At 63.3% G+C, this 19514-nt stretch carries 18 protein-coding genes and 1 tRNA gene; 5 read left to right on the top strand and 14 right to left on the bottom strand.

Going from position 1 to position 19514, the window contains the following annotated elements; genetic code table 11:
* The first annotated feature begins 124 nt into the window (after positions 1-124).
* Positions 125-2428 (top strand): phosphatidylglycerol--membrane-oligosaccharide glycerophosphotransferase, encoded by a 2304-nt coding sequence (opgB, locus tag WA302_RS11730; RefSeq protein WP_336063948.1) that lies wholly within the window; start codon positions 125-127, stop codon positions 2426-2428.
* A 139-nt stretch (positions 2429-2567) separates the two neighbouring features.
* Positions 2568-4031, top strand: a complete 1464-nt coding sequence (locus WA302_RS11725; RefSeq protein ID WP_025303406.1) for an AMP nucleosidase — start codon at positions 2568-2570, stop codon at positions 4029-4031.
* Positions 4032-4067: 36 nt separating this feature from the next.
* Here WA302_RS11725 and nac read toward each other — a convergent pair whose 3' ends face one another.
* Positions 4068-4991, bottom strand: a complete 924-nt coding sequence (nac, locus tag WA302_RS11720; protein WP_149570741.1) for a nitrogen assimilation transcriptional regulator NAC — start codon at positions 4989-4991, stop codon at positions 4068-4070.
* Between the two features lie 338 nt (positions 4992-5329).
* Here nac and WA302_RS11715 point away from each other — a divergent pair.
* Positions 5330-5405: transfer RNA gene (locus tag WA302_RS11715), tRNA-Asn, on the top strand.
* A gap of 57 nt (positions 5406-5462) precedes the next feature.
* On the opposite strand, the gene WA302_RS11710 is transcribed toward WA302_RS11715, so the two are convergent.
* Together WA302_RS11710 and WA302_RS11705 are read right to left on the bottom strand one after the other, a co-directional pair.
* Entirely contained in the window at positions 5463-5903 is a 441-nt protein-coding gene (locus WA302_RS11710; RefSeq protein WP_043143187.1) for a DMT family transporter, read from the bottom strand.
* Between the two features lie 17 nt (positions 5904-5920).
* Positions 5921-6439, bottom strand: a complete 519-nt coding sequence (locus WA302_RS11705; protein ID WP_043143185.1) for a GNAT family N-acetyltransferase — start codon at positions 6437-6439, stop codon at positions 5921-5923.
* A gap of 38 nt (positions 6440-6477) precedes the next feature.
* Here WA302_RS11705 and WA302_RS11700 point away from each other — a divergent pair, with 38 nt between their 5' ends.
* Positions 6478-7047 (top strand): helix-turn-helix domain-containing protein, encoded by a 570-nt coding sequence (locus WA302_RS11700; protein ID WP_025303413.1) that lies wholly within the window; start codon positions 6478-6480, stop codon positions 7045-7047.
* Between the two features lie 12 nt (positions 7048-7059).
* Here WA302_RS11700 and WA302_RS11695 read toward each other — a convergent pair whose 3' ends face one another.
* The 3 genes from WA302_RS11695 to WA302_RS11685 all read right to left on the bottom strand — a co-directional run bounded on the left by WA302_RS11695 (position 7060) and on the right by WA302_RS11685 (position 9039).
* Positions 7060-7353: a DUF2623 family protein gene (locus WA302_RS11695; protein WP_025303414.1), complete on the bottom strand. Its 294-nt coding sequence runs from the start codon at positions 7351-7353 to the stop codon at positions 7060-7062.
* A gap of 132 nt (positions 7354-7485) precedes the next feature.
* Positions 7486-8073, bottom strand: coding sequence for a nitroreductase family protein (locus tag WA302_RS11690; protein WP_261456482.1), 588 nt, complete (start codon positions 8071-8073; stop codon positions 7486-7488).
* Between the two features lie 69 nt (positions 8074-8142).
* On the bottom strand, positions 8143-9039 hold the full coding sequence (locus WA302_RS11685) for a LysR substrate-binding domain-containing protein (protein ID WP_049203552.1): 897 nt from the start codon (positions 9037-9039) through the stop codon (positions 8143-8145).
* 115 nt (positions 9040-9154) lie between these two features.
* Here WA302_RS11685 and WA302_RS11680 point away from each other — a divergent pair, with 115 nt between their 5' ends.
* The gene (locus WA302_RS11680; protein WP_049203554.1) at positions 9155-9790 is read left to right on the top strand and encodes a flavodoxin family protein; all 636 of its coding nucleotides are present in this window, start codon (positions 9155-9157) and stop codon (positions 9788-9790) included.
* 8 nt (positions 9791-9798) lie between these two features.
* Here the strand turns inward: WA302_RS11680 and WA302_RS11675 are convergent, their stop codons facing one another.
* The 8 genes from WA302_RS11675 to ssuD form a co-directional block, all read right to left on the bottom strand.
* Complete coding sequence (locus tag WA302_RS11675; protein WP_197765287.1) at positions 9799-11016, bottom strand: acyl-CoA dehydrogenase family protein; 1218 nt, start codon at positions 11014-11016, stop codon at positions 9799-9801.
* A gap of 17 nt (positions 11017-11033) precedes the next feature.
* Positions 11034-12467 carry an MFS transporter gene (locus WA302_RS11670; RefSeq protein WP_043143179.1) on the bottom strand — a complete coding sequence of 478 codons (1434 nt, stop codon included), beginning with the start codon at positions 12465-12467 and terminating at the stop codon, positions 11034-11036.
* Positions 12468-12650: 183 nt separating this feature from the next.
* Positions 12651-13526, bottom strand: coding sequence for a MetQ/NlpA family ABC transporter substrate-binding protein (locus WA302_RS11665; RefSeq protein WP_049203558.1), 876 nt, complete (start codon positions 13524-13526; stop codon positions 12651-12653).
* A 2-nt stretch (positions 13527-13528) separates the two neighbouring features.
* Positions 13529-14233: a methionine ABC transporter permease gene (locus WA302_RS11660; protein ID WP_016927110.1), complete on the bottom strand. Its 705-nt coding sequence runs from the start codon at positions 14231-14233 to the stop codon at positions 13529-13531.
* Positions 14230-15249 carry a methionine ABC transporter ATP-binding protein gene (locus WA302_RS11655; protein WP_261456483.1) on the bottom strand — a complete coding sequence of 340 codons (1020 nt, stop codon included), beginning with the start codon at positions 15247-15249 and terminating at the stop codon, positions 14230-14232. The genes WA302_RS11660 and WA302_RS11655 overlap by 4 nt, the downstream gene beginning before the upstream one ends.
* Positions 15250-15256: 7 nt before the next feature.
* Positions 15257-16663: an LLM class flavin-dependent oxidoreductase gene (locus WA302_RS11650; RefSeq protein ID WP_025303423.1), complete on the bottom strand. Its 1407-nt coding sequence runs from the start codon at positions 16661-16663 to the stop codon at positions 15257-15259.
* Between the two features lie 84 nt (positions 16664-16747).
* The gene (locus tag WA302_RS11645) at positions 16748-18127 is read right to left on the bottom strand and encodes an FAD/NAD(P)-binding protein (RefSeq protein ID WP_261456484.1); all 1380 of its coding nucleotides are present in this window, start codon (positions 18125-18127) and stop codon (positions 16748-16750) included.
* Positions 18127-19299, bottom strand: a complete 1173-nt coding sequence (ssuD, locus tag WA302_RS11640) for an FMNH2-dependent alkanesulfonate monooxygenase (protein ID WP_043143175.1) — start codon at positions 19297-19299, stop codon at positions 18127-18129. The genes WA302_RS11645 and ssuD overlap by 1 nt, the downstream gene beginning before the upstream one ends.
* Positions 19300-19514 lie beyond the last annotated feature (215 nt).

Genomic DNA, 19514 nt, shown 5'->3' with positions numbered 1-19514 from the left:
AGCGGGAGATCGCGCGTTGTTCCGCCGCCGGCAATAGGCTATACCCTTCACTTTTCGCGCCGCGGCACGGTCGGCGGCGCAGACCAGGGCAGCAACGTTTTTTCAATCAGACAGGGTTTGGCGGATGGTTTTAGCAGTCGTTTCGTTTGTTCTCTTCTTGGCGTCGATTTTGATTTATCGCACCCGGGCCGCCGCCAACCGCTGGTGGTTCGCCATTTTGCTGACGCTGCTCGGCAGCTATCTGGTGCTGAACGTTATTCTGATCGCCAGCAACTACTTTACCGGCGACGGCATCACCGACGCGGTGATTTACACCGTCACCAGCAGCCTCAAAGGCGCGGGCATCAGCAAATACGTGCTGCCGTTCATCGGCCTGCTGGCGGCGTTGGGGCTTATCTTCGCGGTGCTGGCCCGCAGCCTGCTGCGCCGCAAAGCCAAAGGCAGCAGCGTGGCCTACAGCCTCGTCGCCGTGCTGCTGGCGCTGTTTTCGGTCGGCACCACCCCGGCATTTCAGGACATCTCGCTGCTGGTCAAGAGCCAGATCGTCGGCGATACCGCCGATTTCACCACCTACTACAAGGCGCCGAAAAAGACCGTGCAGGGCAAGCGGCCGAACCTGGTGTACATCTATGCCGAGAGCCTGGAGCGCACCTACTTCGATACCGAGCTGTTTCCCGGCCTGGCCGACGAGCTGAACGCCCTGCGCGCGGACAGCATCGATTTCAGCAACACCCAACAGCTGCCGGGCACCGGTTACACCATCGCCGGCATGGTCGCCTCACAGTGCGGCATTCCGCTGTTCGCGCCCTTCGACGGCAACGCCTCCAGCGCGGTCTCCACCTTCTACCCGGAGAACGTCTGCCTGGGCGACGTGCTGAAGGCCGCCGGCTACAGCAACTCTTTCTATCAGGGCGCCGAGCTGGCGTTCGCCGGTAAAGACACCTTCCTGAAATCCCACGGCTTCGACCATGTATACGGCTTCAAAGAGCTGCGCGAACAGGTCGCCGATCCGAGCTACAAAAACGACTGGGGCTGGTACGACGACAGCGTGCTGGACGTGGTGTACGGCAAGTTCGTCGAGCTGTCCAAACAGCGCCAGCCGTTCTCGCTGTTTACCCTGACCGTCGATACCCATCACCCGGACGGCTTTATCTCCGCCGGCTGCAGCAAGAAGAGTTACGCCTGGCAGAACAAGGAAAACCGCTCGCTGAGCGCGGTGGCCTGCAGCCAGCAACACATCGCCGCGCTGATCGACAAAATCAAACGCTCGCCCTATTTCAGCAACACCGTGATCGTGGTGTCCTCCGATCATCTGGCGATGAACAACACCGCCTACGACATCCTGATCAAACAGAAGCGCCGCAACCTGTTCTTCATCATCGACGGCACCCGGCCGCAGGCGGAGCAGCGCAACGAGAAGCGCAGCACGCTGGACAACGGCGCCACGGTGCTGGACGTGATGGGCGGCGACAACTACATCGGCCTCGGCCGCAGCAGCCTGTCGGCGCCGTCGCTGTCTACGGTGTTCCTGAATATCGAAGAGAAAATTAACGGCTGGAAACCGGCGGTGATCAACCAGTGGGGCCTGCCGAACCGCATCAGCGACTACAGCGTGGACACGCGCCAGCGCAGCTTCAGCTTCTCCGGCGTCACTTACAAGGTGCCGTTCATCCTGCGGGTGGGCGACAACCGCATCGAACCGATGTTCAACGTCTACCTCTCCACCCCGCTGCGCAAACAGCTGGCCGGGCTGGGCGCGGGGGAGAAATTCGTCTGGGTCGATAAATGCTACGAGATCGGCCGGGTCTGGGCGCCGCAGCTGGCGCTGAGCACCGACATCTGCGTGGCCTCCGGCACCTTGGCCTCGCCGCCGCAGATCGCGCAGGCCAGCGGCGAACGCTTCAACGGCAAGGTGAACTTCACCGGCCCGGCGGCGGACAGCGTCGCCGAGTACCAAAACGCCGTCGCTCGCCTGCAGGTGGACGATGCGGCGGTGAAATACCGGGCGGACGCCATCGAGTTCATGCTGCCCGGCCTGCCGGAACAGGTGAAAGCCATTACCGGCGTTTCCGCCGTCGAGGAGTGGGGCCGCTGGTCCGACGCCAACCTGGCGCCGGCGGTCGACATCGATTATGTCGACCCGCTGCCGAAGACCTTTGATCTGGTGCTGCGCGCCCGCGCCTACGGCAACAACGTCGGCGAACCGATTTCGGTGCGCGTCGGCGACGTAGAGCGCTTCGTGTCGCTCGGCGAGCAGGACAGCACCGTCACCCTGCGCTTCGACAACCCGCGCGGCGCGCAGAAGATCAGCATTACCCCGCCGGCCCCCACCGAGCCGAAAGAGAGCGCCAGCGGCGGCTTCACGCCGAAGAAGCTGGGCATCGGGCTGGTGTCGCTGAAGGTCGAAGCGGCCGCGCCCGCCTCCTGATCCCCCCGCCTTCACGGGCGCGGTAATTTCTTTGCCGTGCCCGTCATTTCGACCAAGCTTTTACGCCCTGCTTCGGCTAACCTGTGACGGTGAAATGCCGCCAATCCCGCCCCAGAGCCGGGACATCGAAGGAGAAAGTATGAGCTATGCCCCACCTCGCAGCGGCCTCAGCGCCGATCAGGCACTCGATCAACTGGAAGCCCTGTATGACGCCGCGGTAGACGCGCTGCGTCAGGCGGTCAGCGATTTTATCAGCCACGGCACCCTGCCGGATGCGCAGGCGCGCGCCGCGGGGCTGTTCGTGTATCCCGAGCTGCGCGTCAGCTGGGACGGGCAGCAATCCGGCCCAAACAAAACCCGCGCCTTCGGCCGCTTTACCCATCCCGGCAGCTACAGCACCACCGTGACCCGGCCGCAGCTGTTCCGCCACTATCTGGCCGAACAGCTGGCGATGCTGGAACACGATTACGCCGCCCATATTGAAGTGGCGCCGTCGCAGCAGGAGATCCCGTTCCCTTACGTGATCGACGGTTCCAGCCTGGCGCTCGATCGCTCAATGAGCGCCGGCATCGCGCAGCATTTCCCCACCACCGAGCTGGCGCAGATCGGTGACGAGACCGCCGACGGCCTGTATCACACCACCGACAACCATTTCCCGCTGTCGCATTTCGATGCGCTGCGCGCGGATTTCTCGCTGGCGCGTCTGCGGCACTACACCGGCACCCCGGTGGAGCATTTCCAGCCGTTCGTGCTGTTCACCAACTACACCCGCTATGTGGATGAGTTCGTGCGCTGGGCCTGCGCGCAGATCGCCGATCCGGCTAGCCCGTACATCGCGCTCTCCAGCGCCGGCGGTACCTACATCACGCCGGAAACCAGTGCGCCCGAGCAGGCGGTGTCCGATCTGGCGTGGAAAAACCACCAGATGCCGGCCTATCACCTGATTTCACGCACCGGTCAGGGCATCACGCTGATCAACATCGGCGTCGGGCCGTCCAACGCCAAAACCATCTGCGATCACCTGGCGGTGCTGCGCCCGAGTGCCTGGCTGATGATCGGCCACTGCGGCGGCCTGCGCGAAAGCCAGAAGATCGGCGATTACGTGCTGGCCCACGCCTATCTGCGCGACGATCACGTGCTGGATGCGGTGCTGCCGCCGGATATCCCGATCCCCAGCATCGCCGAGGTGCAGCGCGCCCTGTACGACGCCACCAAGATGGTCAGCGGCATGCCCGGTGAAGAGGTCAAACAGCGTTTGCGCACCGGCACCGTGGTCACCACCGACGATCGCAACTGGGAGCTGCGCTACTCCGCTTCGGCGCGGCGCTTCAACCTCAGCCGCGCGGTGGCGGTCGACATGGAGAGCGCCACCATCGCCGCCCAGGGTTACCGCTTCCGGGTGCCGTACGGCACGCTGCTGTGCGTCTCCGACAAACCGCTGCACGGTGAAATAAAACTGCCGGGCCAGGCCAACCGCTTCTACGAAGGGGCGATCTCCGAGCACCTGCAGATTGGCATCTGCGCCATCGATCTGCTGCGCGCCGAGGGCGATCGTCTGCACTCGCGCAAGCTGCGCACCTTCAACGAACCGCCGTTCCGGTAACGGTGCTCAGGCCCGCTGCGGCGGGCCGTTTTTTCCTCAACGCACCAGTGCCAGTGCGCGTTTTTCCTGGCTGCGGCCGCCGGCGATCGACAGCAGCAGGTCTTTGACCAGCAGCGCCGGGGCGGACAGCGCCTGTTGACCCGACATGCACAACGCCAGCGGCACCGACATCGTCGGCGCATTGATGCGCGCCATCCAGGCCTTGGCCGGGCCGATCATCGCGCGCGCCACCGATTCCGGCAGCACGGTCGCCCCCAGCCCGCTGGCGATCGCGGCGCTCAACGCACCCGAGGATTCGATCTCCCCCACCACGTTGGCAGCCAGCTTGCGCAGCGCCATCGCCTCCTCCAGCTGGTTGCGCACCGCATCGCCCTCGCGCGGCAGGAACAGGTTCAGCCGCGCCACGTCCAGCAGCTCGACGCTGTTGCCGGGATGCGGCACCGCGCGCGTCGCCACCAGATAGAGATCTTCGCGCATCAATGCGATGGCGTGCAGCCCGGCGGGCATCTTGGCGCCGTAGACCATCGCCATGTCCAGCGTCTGATTGGCCACCTGCCCGGCCAGCGCCGCGCCGCTGTTCTCATGCAGGCTAAGCAGGATACCCGGCTGCTGATCGCGCAGGCTCTGCAGCAGCGGCAGCGCCAGCTGCGCCGCGGTGCTGCCTGACGCCAGCCCGAGCGACACCTGGCCGCTCATCGCCTGTCCGGCGCTGTTAACCGCGCTCTGCGCCTGCTCGCACTGGCGCAGAATGGTCTGCGCATGGGCATACAAAATGTTGCCGGCCTCGGTCGGCTGCACGCCGCGCTTGGTGCGGATCAGCAGCTGTTGCTTCAGTTCCCCTTCCAGCGTCGCCAGCTGCTGGCTGAGCGCCGGCTGGGCGATGTGCAACACTTCCGCCGCCTGGGTCAGGCTGCCAATATCGACGATTTTCACGAAGTACTTCAGACGTCTGAAATTCATAGTGCCTCCAGCGAGCCGCTAAATTGAGAATGCCGAAATCCGGTTATTCAAGCGCAGCAAGATCCGGGCCAGAGTCGGTAAACGGCCACGGAGGCGGGATACACGGCGGCAAACGGCCGTTCGCCGGACGGCGCGCGCCACAACGTAGGGCAGGCGTTGCACCATCGGCAGGCAAATGCGCCAAACAACGGGCAACCCGGCGGTGCTGCGCGCGGGATAAGCGATAAAAGCGAGAAAAAGCAGCAGGTTGGGCAATCTTGCAGCAAACGGGCGCCTCGGACGTTTTCGCGCTTTACAAGCCGCAACCGCCCCGCTATTATTCGCCCCGTTCCAACGATTCCTCTGTAGTTCAGTCGGTAGAACGGCGGACTGTTAATCCGTATGTCACTGGTTCGAGTCCAGTCAGAGGAGCCATATTTAGAGAAGCCCGCTCAGGGAAACCTGAGCGGGCTTTTTGCATGTCAGCCGCCGTCAAAAGCTGCGTTTCGCCACCAGATAAGCGCCCGCCACCAGCAGCAGGGCGCCGAACAGCGCCGGCAGATTCTCGCGCAGCGCCGCCGGGCCGGCGCGGTAGACGTCCACCAGCAGCCCCATGCACAGCTGGCTGGCGACCAGGATCGAGATGGTGGCCGCCGCGCCCAGTTTTTGGTAGCCCAGGATGCCGGCGAACACGAACAGCGATCCCAGCAGCCCCGGTAACAGCATCCACCACCTGGCGGCGCCGGTCACTTCCGCCACCGCGCCGAGGCCGTTTTTGGCCAGCAGCAACCCCACCAGCAGCAACAAACCGACGCTGGAGTTGATCACCAGCGTGATAAGGATGGTCGAAACGCTTTCGGTAATACGCACCATCAACAGATTCTGCACCACCAGCCCCATCCCCGCCGCGATCAGCAGTAACAGCATATTCATCGCCCTGCCTCCCGGGGTCAGCGCGTCGGCGGCGCTACCCGCTCGTCGAGCGTCAGCTGCAGGAACGTCAGATCCAGCCATTGGCCGAATTTGGCGCCCACCTGCTCCATGCGCCCCACGTCGCGGAACCCCAGCGCCAGATGCAGCTTAATCGACGCCTGATTGCCGGATTCGATGCCGGCCACCATCACATGCTTGCCGATCTCCCGCGCCCGTGCAATCAAGGCGATCAACAGCGCCTTGCCAATCCCGGCACCGCGATGCGCCTGATGGACATACACCGAGTGCTCTACGGTATGGCGATAGCCGTCCCAGGCTCGCCAATCGCCGAACGACGCGTAGCCGATCGCCTCGTCCGCGCCGTTCACCGCCACCAGCACCGGGTAACCTGCCGCCTGCCGCTCGCCGATCCACGCCGCGCGGTTGGCCGCATCCACGGTTTGTTCATTCCAGATGGCGGTGCTGTTCAACACCGCGTCGTTATAGATAGCGGCAATCGCCGCGCTATCGTTGAGCGTCGCATTTCGTATAATCATGGTTTACCCCGGCCAATTGTCCACTATAATACTACGATATGAATATTAAATTAGACAATCTAAATCAGCTGATCGGCGCACGCATTCGCATTGAGCGCGAGGCGCGCCACTGGTCGCTGTCCGATCTGGCCGAACGGGCGGGCGTCTCACGGGCGATGGTTCATAAGATCGAGCGCGGCGAGAGCAGCCCGACGGCGATGCTGTTGGGCAGGCTGGCGGGGGCGTTCGGCCTCAGCATGTCCAAGCTGATCGCCCGGGCGGAAACGCAGGAAGGCCGGCTGCTGCGCCGGGAAGATCAACCGGTCTGGGTCGATCCGGAGAGCGGCTACGTGCGGCGCCACGTGTCGCCGCGCACCGATCTGCCGCTCGATCTGGTGCGCATCGAACTGCCGGCCGGCGCGGCGATCCCGATGCCGGCTTCGGTGTACGCGTTCAAACGTCAGCTGATCTGGGTTTTATCCGGCGAGCTGGTCTTTCTTGAGGGTGAGGCGCGCCATGAAATGGCCGAAGGCGACTGTCTGGAGCTCGGCCCACCGGCGGACTGCCGTTTTGAAAACCAGAGCGACCAACCGTGCGTGTATATGGTGGCGGTGCTGAGCGCCGCCTGACGGCCGTCTGCGCTACCCCTGCGCCGGTCGGTTATAGCCGGCGCGGAAAAACTTCTCCGCCAGCCGGCTGTCGCCGCCGGAAAAGAACTCGCTCATCGGCTCACTGCCAAGGCCATAGGCACGGCTCAGCTGACCGGCTTCGAACGCCGCCCGGTTCTCGTCGCCGCAGCGCTGCGCTAAATGGTGCGCATAGCCGAGCACGAAGCCGCGCTTGTAGTCGGAGCAAAAGCGCGACAGCTCCGCCTCCGGCTTCAGGTTCTCCGCCTTTAACCCCGCCAACAACCCTTTGCCAAAATGATCTCCCACGGGTTCCTCCTCATTACGCAATCGCTATATAACAAAATATACAGCGAATAAGCGAACGCGAACATACTCCCAAAGTTTTACTCGCCGCATAAAAAAGGCCCGCAAAGCGGGCCTCGGCGAGAACCCGGGCAATCACAGCGTGAAATTCAGCCCTTCGCTGACGGTATTGCCCAGCGGCAGGCGGCCCGACGGCGCCTCTTTTTCCTGCAGGAAATCCGGCAGGCGGGCTTTGTCGCCCGGTTTGCCGATCGCCACCATGGCGTGCACCGCATAGTCGTCCGGCAGCTGCAACGCCGCTTTGATCTTGTCGTGGTGAATGCCGCTCATGCAGTGGGTCAGCCAGCCTTTCAGGTGCGCCTGATGCGCCAGGTTGGCCCAGGCGGCGCCGGTGTCGAACGCGTGGGTCGGGTTGTTCACCAGCCGCTCGCCGTTCAGGCTGGTGGTTTTGGAGACGATCACCACCAGCGCCGAGGCGTGCTGCGCCCAGCCGCGGTTGAAGTCGATCAGGAACTCCAGGTAGTTCTCCCAGCTGTCGGAGCCGTGCTTGCTGTAGGCAAAGCGCCACGGCTGAATGTTGTAGGCCGAAGGCGACCAGCGCGCCGCTTCAAAGAAGCTCAGCAGCGTTTGATCGTCGATGGCGTCGTTGGTCATCGCGCGCGGCGACCAGCGCTCGATAAATTGCGCGTCAATCGGGTAATCGGAGGTTCTTGGCTGGCTCATGATAGGTTCTCGCAGTGAAGTAAAAACAAAAGTTCGCTGATATTCCCACAGCTTAGGACGGTAAAACTTTTATTTCGTGCCATTGCCTTGCGGCAGTTCCTGCTGCAGCCAGGCGAGAAACGCCCTGACCGGCGGGTGCCGCTCGCGTCCCGGCGCGCACAACACGCTGTACGCGGCACCCGGAACGCGCACCTCCGGCCGGTACGCCACCAGCAGACCGTTGTCCACCATCTCGGACACCATCACCGAGCTGGCGAGCACCAACCCCTGCCCGGCCACCGCCGCCTGCAGGGCGTAATGTTCCTCGTGATAGCTGCGCATCGCCGCATGGCGCTGCCACCAGTCCACGCCGGCGGCCCGGCACCAGTCATGCCAACCGCTGTCGTACAGCGCAGAATCCCCCCACTTCACGGTGATCAGCACCGGATTTTCCGGTTCGGCGGCAGCCAGCCCCGGCGCGGCGTAAACGCCAAAGCTCTCCTCCAGCCGCGCCGTCTGATGCAGCGAGGGATAGTGTGCGCGGCTGTAGCGCACCGCCACATCCACGCTGGCGTCCTGCTGCAGATCGATCACCTCGGCGCAGGCCTCCAGGCGCACCAGATAGTGCGGGTACGCCTGGTAGAAACGCCCCAGGCGCGGCACCAACCACAGCGCCGCGAACGAGTGCGTCACCGAGACGCACAGCGAGCCGCTGCTGGGCTGCGGCCGCAGGCCTTCGAGCGTGGCGGCGACGTCCAGCAGCGCGCCGTGCACCCCGGCGAACAGCGTTTCTCCCTTCGCCGTCAGCCGCACGCCGCGCGGCACTCGCTCGAACAGCGCAAACCCCAACTGCTGCTCCAGCGCTTTGATCTGGTGCGAGATCGCCGTCGGCGTCACCGCCAGCTCGGCCGCCGCCAGCTTGAAGCTGCGCAGGCGAGCGGCGGATTCAAAGGTGCGTAATGCGTTGACGGGCAGCGTGGCGAACATGGCGAAATCCCTCTAGGTGAGTTGAATTCATCCTGACAGAAAAGCCGTCATTTGTCGCCTGCCGTCACTTGTTTCTAAAGTAGGGTTGAATTCACTTCATACCGAGGAACATGACATGAATACAACTCATCAATCCAAACGTCTGGTTGTGCTGGTCGGCAGCCCGCGCCGTGACGGCAACAGCGCCACGCTGGCGCAGGCGATCCTGGTGGGCGCCGCCGAAGCCGGCACCGTCGCCAGCCTGCATTTTCTCGATGATTACCTGAGCGGTTTTCTGAGCGATGAACGCCATACGCCGCCGCCGGGCGATCGCTACGCCGAGCTGTTCCTGGAGCACTTCCTGCCGGCCGACGGCGCGGTATTTTGCACGCCGATTTACTGGTACGGCATGTCGGCGCAAACCAAGGCCTTTTTCGATCGCTCGTTCAGCTTCTATTCCAACGCCTACCCTCAGGCGGAACAGGTGCACCAACGCATGAGCGGCAAACGCATCGGGCTGGCGGTGGCGTCGGAAGAAACTTATCCTGGCGCGGCGCTGGGCATCGTGCATCAGATCCAGGAGTTCAGCCGTTACACCCATTCCGCCTTCGTCGGGCTGGTGCACGGCGCCGGCAACCAGCGCGGTGAGATCGCCCGCGATCCGCGCAACCCGCTGCAGGCCGCCCGCGAGTTGGGGCGCGAGTTCTTCACCCGCCCCTACTCGGATTATCAGATGGACAGCCCGCGTAGCACGCAGGTTTGGACGGAATAGCCACGGCCTCAACCGCCACTGCCGATTTGCCAGATAAAGGTCGGCGTATGGCGGTTAATTTCCCAGTCACCGATATTGCGCGCCTTGTAGATCACCGGATTATGTGAAGAGAGCGTGCGCGCATTGCGCCAGTGGCGATCCAACGCCTTGCCGGTACGGGTATCTGAAGCGCCGAGCGCATTGAACAATTCACCGGCGGCGCGCTGCACCCACTCCCCGGCGATGACCTGCGCCCTGGCGGCGTCCAGTTCCGCCGTCACGTTAAGCGCCTGCAGCAGCGCTTCATCGCCGGAACGATGCGCCTCATAAGCCTGCTGCAGCGAGGAAGTCGCTTTTAGCACCGTCGCCTCAACCGCATAGGCCCAGGCGCTGATTTGCCCCACCACCTGCTGGATCTGCACGTCGTCCTTCACCCAACCGGCGTTGCCGTGGCTATAGATCCTTTTACGTTGCCTCACGCCCTCGCCGACGTCTCGCAGCACCGCGCGGCCGATCCCCGCCAGCGTCGCCAGCAACACATGCTGATAGAACGCAGTTTGGTAGCGGAAGCGCTCGGCAAAGTCATAGACGTGCGCCTGCTCGACCCGCGCATCAATAAAACGCGTGGTGCCGCTGCCGGTAGTGCGTTGGCCAAATCCGTCCCAGTCGTCGTCGCGCTCTACGCCCGGCTGGGCGACGTTCACCAAAGCGATCACCGGGCCGCCGCTGTCGCTGCGCTCGGCATACACGTCGATCCAATCGGCAAACAGACTGCCGGTGCTGTAAAATTTCTCGCCGTTGAGCGACCAGCCGTCGGCCTGCGGCGTTACCCGGGTATTGACCTGCCCCAGCTTCACGCCGCCGATCTCGGTCCAACCGCTGCCGACCAGCTCGCCGTCGAGAAAGCGTTCGAACCAGCGATCGCGTTCCGGGCCGTCCGGCGCGTTCAGCCGATCTTCCACGAAGGCGAAATGCGCCCGCAGCGCCTGCGGCAGGTTAGAGTCCGCCTCCGCCAGTTCGGCCAGCAGTTCGAACAGCTGCGGCAACGAAGCGCCGTCGCCGCCCTTTTCACGCGGGAGGCGCACCTTGCCGAACCCCGCCTCTTTCAGCCAACGGATCGGTTCATGCGGCAGCGTGCGCGACAGCTCTCGCTCCACCGCCCCGGCGGCGATTTCGGCGAAGATCGGCCGAAAACGCGCGGCCAGCTGTGCGTAGTCTGCTCCGGTGGATAACAGGTGTTGCGTCATGTCAGTGTCCTCTGTGGTTAAGCGCGATCGGCCAGATCGTCGATATCGTGCGCCGTCGGTTCAAAGCGAATGATCAGCAGGAAGACGATGGGGATCGCCGCCGCCAGTGAAACAATCCAAAACATGTCGGTGCCGAAGCGCGCCTGCAAAATCGGCAGAATAAACAGCGCCAGCGCGCTGCCGATACCGGACAGCGAACGGCCGAAACCGACGCCGGTGGCGCGGATCGCCGTCGGGTAAGAGAGCGCCGGATAAATCATCATCTGCGCGCCGGGGCCGAATCCTTCGGCGAACAGCCATAGGCCCAACATCAGGATCGCCAGCCCAACGCCGAACGCCGCCTGCGGATGTCCGATCAACGCCAGGGCAATCAGCGCGATAAACTGCAGCGCAAATCCGGCGATCGCCACCTGGCGCGACGGATACTTCCATGCCAGACGCATGCCGAGCAGGCCACCGGTAAAGGCGAACAGCACGTTCAGCCCGAGCGAAGCGGAGATAGTTTCAAACACCCCGGCGCCGAGAAACTGCGCCAGAATCGACGGCAGAAAGAAGGCGATGGCGGTGTATTCAAAGGAAATGCAAACGTTCATCACGCTGGCGACCAGCGTGCGCTCGCGGTACGGCTTGCGGAACAGCACGCGGAAGCTGACCTTCGGCGGCGCCGCCGGTTGGGCGGCGTCAGGTTCCGCCTCATGGGCGGCAATGCCGTATGACTCGCGCAGGATGCGCGCCGCCTCTTTCAGATCGCCCTGGTTAGCGGCCCACAGCGGCGACTCGTTCATAAACTTGCTGCGCACCATGATGATCAGCAACGCCGGCACGGCGCCGAAAATCAACGAGGCGCGCCACAACCAGTTCGCATATTCGGCCGGCAATAGAAAATAGAGCGCAAAGATGATCAGAAAACACACCGACGAAGCGGCGTACCACATCGGGCACCAGGCCGCCAGGCGCGACGCCTTGTTGGCCTTGCCGGTGAATTTGGAGAATTCGGCCAGATAGGCCATCGCCACCGGCAAATCGATGCCGACGCCGATCCCCATCAAAAAGCGCGCGCCTATCAGCACCCAGACGTTGGGCGCCAGCCCGGCGGCGATGGCGGAAACCACAAAAAACAGCATATCGGCCATAAACACCTGATAGCGGCCGTACTTGTCGGTCAACCAGCCGCCGACCAGGTTGCCGAGAATGGTCCCGACCATGATCGAAGAAGTTACCACCCCGGTCAGCAGCGGGCTGAGGCTGAATTCACGCACCACGTCATCGATGCCGTAAGACAGCGTGGTCAGGTCATAGGCATCGAGAAAAACACCGCCCAGCGCCAACAGCACGATCATGCGCGCATGGGTATTTTTCTCGCTGCGCTGGTTAATCAAACGCGCCACATCGCTGGCCGAGCCGATGGGCGCAGATAACGGCGGCGCGGTATCGATATTTAAGGTACTCATAGCTTCCTCGTTGTAATTGGCAGGTGACACCTCGTTTATAGGGTGAAAAAATTACGCCGACAAACAACAATTTCTTCTATAAATATCATTAATATCAATAAATTAAACACAGTTACAGCGTAACAAAAACGCCGGATTAACGCGCGTTAATCCGGTCTTTATCACGGTCATTTCGGGCGGGGATTATTCTGCCGAGACCGGCACCAGCACGCCTTTCACCAGCGGGTCGTCGGTGCTTTTCAGCCACGCCTGCAACCTGGGATCGGCAAACGCCCGCTGCAGCTTGCGAATATTTTCGTCCTGCAGATAGGGCGTGCCAATCACCAGCTGCGAGGCGAAGGTTTTCGGCGCCGGTGGGAACAAGATGCCCTTCTCACGCGGCACCTTGCCGGCGTCGAACTGCGACACATAGCCAATGGCCGCATCTACCGAATTCAGCGCGCGCGGCATGGTCAGCAAATCCAGCTCCTTGAAGTTAAAATGGCGTTTGTTCTCGCGAATGTCTTTCAGCCTGGCGGTGCGCGCCTCAATCGCCGGATCCAGCCCGATCAGTCCAATGCGCTGCAGCAGCCACAACGCCTGCCCCTGATTGGCGCCGTCGTTGGGCACCACGATCTCCGCGCCGTCCGGCAACTCCGCGATCGACCTATAGCGGTCGGAATAAATGCCAAACGCCCACTGAAACACCGGCAACGTCGGGGTCAGCTTAAAACCATTGGCATCTACCACCTGTTTTAGCCACCATTGGTGCTGGTAGATCGTGGCGGCGTACTGCCCCTGCGCCACCGCACGATCGGCCTGCACCGGATCCTGCAGGCCAACCGCCTCCAGCCTAAGGCCGTAATCCGGCGCGATATGGTCGCCGACGTACTCGATCACCCGCTGCTCTCCGGCCATCGCCGGCTCAAAGTGCACTTTCAACGTGCTGCCGAACTGCACCGTCTGCTGCTGGCCGGCGCTGAAGTGCCAAACCGCGGCGGCGATAATTGCCACCGCCGCGATACCCACCGGCCACGGCCAGCGTTTCTTCTTCACTATCTCAAAATCGTGATTAGGCATGATTAAAAGGTTTCCTGATGATGACGCAACGCGGCGACCAGGCGGTCACCAATAAACTGAATCAGTTGAATCGTGGCGATCAGCACCACAATGGTGGCGATCATGATGTGATTGTCGAAACGCTGGTAGCCGTACACCACCGCCAGATAGCCGATGCCGCCCGCGCCAATGGTGCCGGCGATGGCCGAATACTCGATCATCGAGATGACGTTCAGTGTGATGGCGGCGACGATCGCCGGCAGCGCCTCGCTGAGCTGCGCGCGGGTGACTATCTGCCAGATCGAACCGCCGGACACCAGCCCCACCGCCGTCACCTCCGGCGGCAGTTCGCGCAGCGCGTTCTCCACCAGCCGGCCAAAGAACGGAATGCCGGCGACGATCATCGGGATCACCGCCGCCGGAATGCCGATGGTGGTGCCGGTCAACCAGAAGGTGAACGGAATAATCGCCGCCATCAGCACCAGAAACGGCAGCGAACGGCCCATGTTCACCAACCAGCTCAGCGCGCGATTCAGCGCCGGGCGCGGAAACAAGCCGCGCGATGAGGTGTTGAACAACACCACGCCGACGGCGCCGCCGATCGCCACCACAAACAGCATCACGATGCCGACCATCAGCCAGGTTTCGCCGTAGGCCGGCAGCATCAACCGATGGATCTCGCGCCAGGGTGTGTCCTGGCTCATCACGCTGTCAGACAGATTTTTCATACCGCCTCCTGCAAGGCCGCCGGCTGTTCCAGCACCTCGGCGAGAATGCCCAACCGCCGCAGCTCGCCCTGCAGTTCAGCGACCGAACGCGAACCGCCGCCAAAACGCACCGCAATCTCTAACCGCCCGGCCAGGCTGCCGCCCACCACTTCAACGTGGCCGCCCAGCAGATCGATCTGCAGGTCGAGTTGGCGGCTGATGCGACTGATCCAGTCGGTGGCCGCCGGCTGACGGGCGGAATAGGTCACCTGCAACCGCAACGCGGCGTCGGACGCCAGCGTCTTCAGCGGGAACAGCTGGCGGCCCAGCGAGGAATCGGGCGCCGCCAACAGCTCGCGCACCGGCCCTTGCTGCACAATCACGCCGTCGCGGATCTCGGCCACCGCGTCGGCGGCGTCGCGCACCGCATCCATCTCGTGGGTGATCAGGATGATCGACAGGCCATACCGATCGCGCAGCTGTTTAAGCAGGCTGAGAATGGCCCCGGTGGCGTCCGGATCCAGCCCGGAGGTGGCCTCATCCGCCAGCAGCACCGACGGATTCAGCGCCAGCGCGCGGGCGATGCCGACCCTTTGGCGCTGGCCGCCGGACAGTTGAGCCGGGTAAAACGCCGCCTTGTCCGCCAACCCTACCGCTGCCAGCAGGCTCTTTACCCGCTTGTCGATATCGCGCGGCACCACGCCCAGAAAGGTCAACGGCAGCGCCACATTCTGCCAGGCGGTTTTACGCTGCAGCAGCGCGGAAGACTGGAACACCGTGCCTATCGCCCGCCGCTCCCTGCGCAGCGCCTCGCCCGCAAGCCGCGACAAGTCCTGGCCGTTCACCCGGATACTGCCGCTGCTCGGCCGCTCCAGCAGGCTGATGCATTTCGCCAGCGTCGATTTGCCCGCCCCGCTGGGGCCGACCACGGCGGTAATCGATCCGGCCGGCACCTGCAGCGAAACGCCCTTCAGCACCTCAATCCGTCGCCCGTCCGGCGCGCGGTAAGCCTTGTGCAATCCTTCAATCTCTATCATCGCATCCTCACTTGACGCTCAGTGCATCGGCCAAGAGCGCGCCGGCCGGCCAGCGGTAGCCCACCGCCGGGTGCGGCTCTGCCAGGCGCGGCCCCTGATTGAACAATTTTTCTCGCAGAGTGCCCGCTGTGTAGTCGCGCTTATACACTCCGCGTTTTTGCAGCTCGGGGATAAGCAGTTCTACCACGTCGGTGAAGGTTTCATGGGTAACGGCGTAGGCCAAATTGAAACCGTCAACATCCGTTTCCTCCACCCACGCCTGCAGTTCGTCGGCCACGGTTTGCGGGCCGCCCACCAACAGCGGGCCGAAACCGCCGATGCCGACCCATTCGGCGATGCCCTGTACGGTCCATTCACGGCTGGGATCGGCGCTGGAGAAAGTTTCCACCGCCGACTGAATAGCATTGGTGTGCAGATGCTTCAGCACCTGATCCGGCTGATACTGACCGAAATCGATGCCGGTCCAGCCGGACACCAGCGCCAGCGCGCCTTCGTAGCTGGTATAGGATTTGTATTCCCGCCATTTTTCCTGCGCCTGCCGGTCAGTTTCACCGACGATCACCGTCTGCAGGTTGAAGATCAGGATGCTGCGCGGGTCGCGCCCGGCCTCGGCAGCGCGGCGGCGGATATCGGCCACGGTTTTTTTCAGCAAGGTTTTCGAAGGAGAGGCGACAAACACGCATTCGGCGTGCTCCGCGGCAAATTGCTTGCCACGGCTGGAAGCGCCGGCCTGATACAACACTGGCGTGCGCTGCGGCGAAGGCTCGCTCAGGTGAATGCCCGGCACCTGGAAGAACTCGCCTTTGTGGTTGATCGGATGAATTTTCGCCGGATCGCTGAAGATGCGCCGCTGACGATCGCGCAAAATCGCGCCGTCTTCCCAACTGCCCTCCAGCAGCTTGTAAACCACCTGCAGGTATTCATCGGCGTAGTCGTAGCGCGCATCGTGATCGGTCTGCGCCCGGTGGCCAATATTGCGCGCGCCGCTCTCCAGGTAAGAAGTGACGATATTCCAACCGATACGCCCCTTGGTCAGGTGATCAAGCGTCGACAATCTGCGGGCGAAAGGATAAGGGTGCTCAAATGACAGCGAGGCGGTCAACCCGAAGCCGAGATGTTCGGTAACCAGCGCCATCGGCGTCACCAGCGCCAGCGGATCGTTAACCGGCACCTGCGTCGCCTGGCGGATCGCCGCGTCGCCGCTGCCGTTAAGCACGTCGTAAATCCCCAGCACGTCGGCGATAAACAATCCATCGAACTTGCCGCGTTCCAGCAGGCGCGCCAGATCGGTCCAATATTCGAGATCCTTATACTGCCAGGAACGGTCGCGCGGGTGCGCCCACAGCCCCGGCGACTGATGGCCGACGCAGTTCATATCAAAAGCGTTAAGACGAATTTCACGTTGCGATGACATAGCGAGCTCCACAATTATCTGCCGGCCACGGGCGGAGCCGGGCCGGATGGGGGGTCTTAGGGTGTTAAAAACGGGAATGGACGATCAGTTTGCAGCCGGACATCGCGCCAGCAGATATTGCGCGACGCTTTGGGCGTGTTCCGCCACCTGCGGCAGCCCCATCAGTTCGCCGAAGCGGCCACGCGCCGCCGGGCCGGCCACCAGCAGGCGCGGGTTGGCAAGGCCGTCGCCGCCGATCGCCTGGCTGTCGGCATTGACCCACAGCCCCAATCCCAGCGGATCGGCGCGCAGCGCCCCCTGCTCCGCCAGCGAGCTGAGCAACGGGCTGGCGGCGATCAGGCCAGCATGGGCCGGACCCGTAGCGATCAGCAGCCGCTGCGCCTGCAGCGCCCGCTCTGCGCCCTGGCGCGGCAGAATCGTCAAACGCACGCCCTGCGGCGTGGGTTCTGCCCGCCGCAAACGAGCGGCCAATACCTGCAGCGTGCCCGCCGCCTGTTGCTCCGCCAGCAACGTGCTCACCTGCGGTGCAATGCGATAGCGGTGCACGTCCCAATAGGCGCGCAGATGCCGCAGAAAGCGCTGCTGTTCGGTCGGCGTCAATGCTTGCCACAGACGCTGGCCCTGGGCGCGCACCTCGTCCAACACCGCCTGCCACGGCACCCGTTGCCCAGCGGCGCGCGCCACTTCAAGGCGCACCTGCCGCACCCCGTCACGCAGTCCGGATGGCGGGGTAAACGACCACGTCGGGTACTCCTCTTCGGCATTGGCACGCGGCAACAAACCATGACGAGAGAACGCGGTAATCGGCCCACGATGCCCGCGGCGGTGCAACGCCGCCACCGCATCGGCCATCGTCAGCCCGCTGCCGACGATCGCCAATGATTCATCGGGTTCAATCTCATCCAGCGCCCCCTCCGCCCAGGGATTGGCGATTAACCGCGCGTCGCGCGCCAGTTCCGGGGCGATCTGCCGCGGCAGCGCGGGCGGCGGATGGCTGGTCGCCAACACCACATAATCGCCCCACAGCCGTTCGCCGCCGGCGGTGATGACGGACGCGCCCTGCGCCTGCGGCTGCAGGTACTGCGCCCGATCGCGCAGGTGCCGCAAGCGGGCCTGGCCGGACTGCGCCGCCTGATGAAAACGCTCCTCGACATAACGGCCGAAGGCACCGCGCTGCGGATAGGCCTTACCGTCGCGCCATAACGCCTGCGGATCGGCCGTCAGCCCGCCGCCCTGACGGAACCAGCGGTCAAAATCCCCCGCGGGCTCATCCGCCAGCTGCATCCTATCGGCCGGGACGTTGATGCGGTGGGTCGGCTCGGTGGTCGAATACGCCACGCCATAGCCCGGCGCGGCGCGCGGTTCGATCACCGTGACATCCACCGCTCCGTGCGCCAGCTGGATCGCCAGCGCCGCGCCGGTGAAACCGCCGCCGATAACGATAATATGGGCACGCTTCGCCATCAGCCCTCCCGCTGCGCCGGGCCGGGACGACGATCGCCACCGATGGTTTCGCCAAACGGGCCGGTATTGATCGTGCGAGCCGTCTGATGAGCCGACTGCGCCAGCGGCAGCAGCGGCATCACCAGCTCGGCGAAGCGGTGAGCCTCTTCCAGATGCGGATAGCCGGAAAGGATGAAATTGTCGATGCCCAGCGCCTGATACTCGCGTATGCGCGCCGCCACCTGCTGCGGATTGCCCACCAATGCGGTGCCGGCGCCACCGCGCACCAGGCCGACGCCGGCCCACAGGTTGGGGCCGATGCGCAGACTCTCGCGCGAGCCGCCGTGCAGCTCGCTCATGCGGCGCTGGCCGGTGGAGTCCATGCGCGCAAAGATCTGCTGCGCCGCCGCGATGGTGTCGTCATCCAGATGCGCGATCAGTCGCTCGGCCGCCGCCCAGGCTTCGTCTTCAGTTTCGCGCACGATAACGTGTAGGCGAATGCCATAGCTGAGTTTACGCCCCTGCCGCTCGGCGCGCTGGCGCACCGCCGCCAGCTTTTCCGCCACCTGAGCCAGCGGTTCGCCCCAGGTCAGGTAGGTGTCGATCTGCCCAGCGGCGATGTCGATCGCTTCCGGCGATGAGCCGCCGAAATAGAGCGGCGGGCCGTTTTCCTGCACCGGCGGGAACAGCAATTCGGCGCCTTCGACGCGAATATGCTTACCGCTGAAATCCACCTTCTCCCCTTGCAGCAGCCGTTGATACACCGTGAGAAATTCCTGTGTCACTTCGTAACGTTCGGCATGGCTGAGGAAGATGCCATCCCCTTTGTTTTCCACCGGATCGCCGCCGGTCACCACGTTGATCAGCAGGCGTCCGTCCGACAGCCGATCCAGCGTCGCCGCCATGCGCGCCGCCAGGCTCGGCGGCTGCAGGCCGGGGCGCACCGCCACCAGGTAGCGCAACCGGCGGGTGATCGGCGCCAGCGCCGCCGCCACCAGCCAGGAATCCTCGCAGCTTTTACCGGTTGGGATCAGCACGCCGTAATAGCCGAGGTTGTCGGCAGCCAGCGCCACCTGCTGCAAATAAGGCAGGTCCACCGGGCGCCCGCCCTGCGCCGTGCCCAGATAGCGGCCGTCGCCGTGGGTCGGCAGAAACCAGAAAACGTTGATGCGCTCTTTCACTGACTCAGTCATTTATGCCTTTCCTATATAACTATTTTCAGTATTTATCGATAGAAAAACTTTGCTTGGTTATAAAAAGAAAAGCAGGATGCATGCCACATTGCAGATTTTAAAAAACCAATAAATATCAATATATTGATGAAATATCGACGTCAAAACACTGCTGCATTGGCAGCAGGCAGCGGCGGAAAGCTGTTGCCAATGCAGCACCGTGCGCCTTTTATCCT

It is taken from the genome of Serratia sp. 201, assembly GCF_037027545.1.
GTDB classification, from domain to species: Bacteria; Pseudomonadota; Gammaproteobacteria; order Enterobacterales; family Enterobacteriaceae; genus Serratia; species Serratia bockelmannii.
This window is presented reverse-complemented; position numbering and strand designations above follow the sequence as displayed.

Bases quoted from the DNA above. Each gene is read 5' to 3' on its own strand.
- opgB (WP_336063948.1), top strand. From the start codon at position 125: ATGGTTTTAGCAGTCGTTTCGTTTGTTCTCTTCTTGGCGTCGATTTTG.
- WA302_RS11725 (WP_025303406.1), top strand. From the start codon at position 2,568: ATGAGCTATGCCCCACCTCGCAGCGGCCTCAGCGCCGATCAGGCACTC.
- nac (WP_149570741.1), bottom strand. From the start codon at position 4,991: ATGAATTTCAGACGTCTGAAGTACTTCGTGAAAATCGTCGATATTGGC.
- WA302_RS11710 (WP_043143187.1), bottom strand. From the start codon at position 5,903: ATGAATATGCTGTTACTGCTGATCGCGGCGGGGATGGGGCTGGTGGTG.
- WA302_RS11705 (WP_043143185.1), bottom strand. From the start codon at position 6,439: ATGATTATACGAAATGCGACGCTCAACGATAGCGCGGCGATTGCCGCT.
- WA302_RS11700 (WP_025303413.1), top strand. From the start codon at position 6,478: ATGAATATTAAATTAGACAATCTAAATCAGCTGATCGGCGCACGCATT.
- WA302_RS11690 (WP_261456482.1), bottom strand. From the start codon at position 8,073: ATGAGCCAGCCAAGAACCTCCGATTACCCGATTGACGCGCAATTTATC.
- WA302_RS11685 (WP_049203552.1), bottom strand. From the start codon at position 9,039: ATGTTCGCCACGCTGCCCGTCAACGCATTACGCACCTTTGAATCCGCC.
- WA302_RS11680 (WP_049203554.1), top strand. From the start codon at position 9,155: ATGAATACAACTCATCAATCCAAACGTCTGGTTGTGCTGGTCGGCAGC.
- WA302_RS11675 (WP_197765287.1), bottom strand. From the start codon at position 11,016: ATGACGCAACACCTGTTATCCACCGGAGCAGACTACGCACAGCTGGCC.
- WA302_RS11670 (WP_043143179.1), bottom strand. From the start codon at position 12,467: ATGAGTACCTTAAATATCGATACCGCGCCGCCGTTATCTGCGCCCATC.
- WA302_RS11665 (WP_049203558.1), bottom strand. From the start codon at position 13,526: ATGCCTAATCACGATTTTGAGATAGTGAAGAAGAAACGCTGGCCGTGG.
- WA302_RS11660 (WP_016927110.1), bottom strand. From the start codon at position 14,233: ATGAAAAATCTGTCTGACAGCGTGATGAGCCAGGACACACCCTGGCGC.
- WA302_RS11655 (WP_261456483.1), bottom strand. From the start codon at position 15,249: ATGATAGAGATTGAAGGATTGCACAAGGCTTACCGCGCGCCGGACGGG.
- WA302_RS11650 (WP_025303423.1), bottom strand. From the start codon at position 16,663: ATGTCATCGCAACGTGAAATTCGTCTTAACGCTTTTGATATGAACTGC.
- WA302_RS11645 (WP_261456484.1), bottom strand. From the start codon at position 18,127: ATGGCGAAGCGTGCCCATATTATCGTTATCGGCGGCGGTTTCACCGGC.
- ssuD (WP_043143175.1), bottom strand. From the start codon at position 19,299: ATGACTGAGTCAGTGAAAGAGCGCATCAACGTTTTCTGGTTTCTGCCG.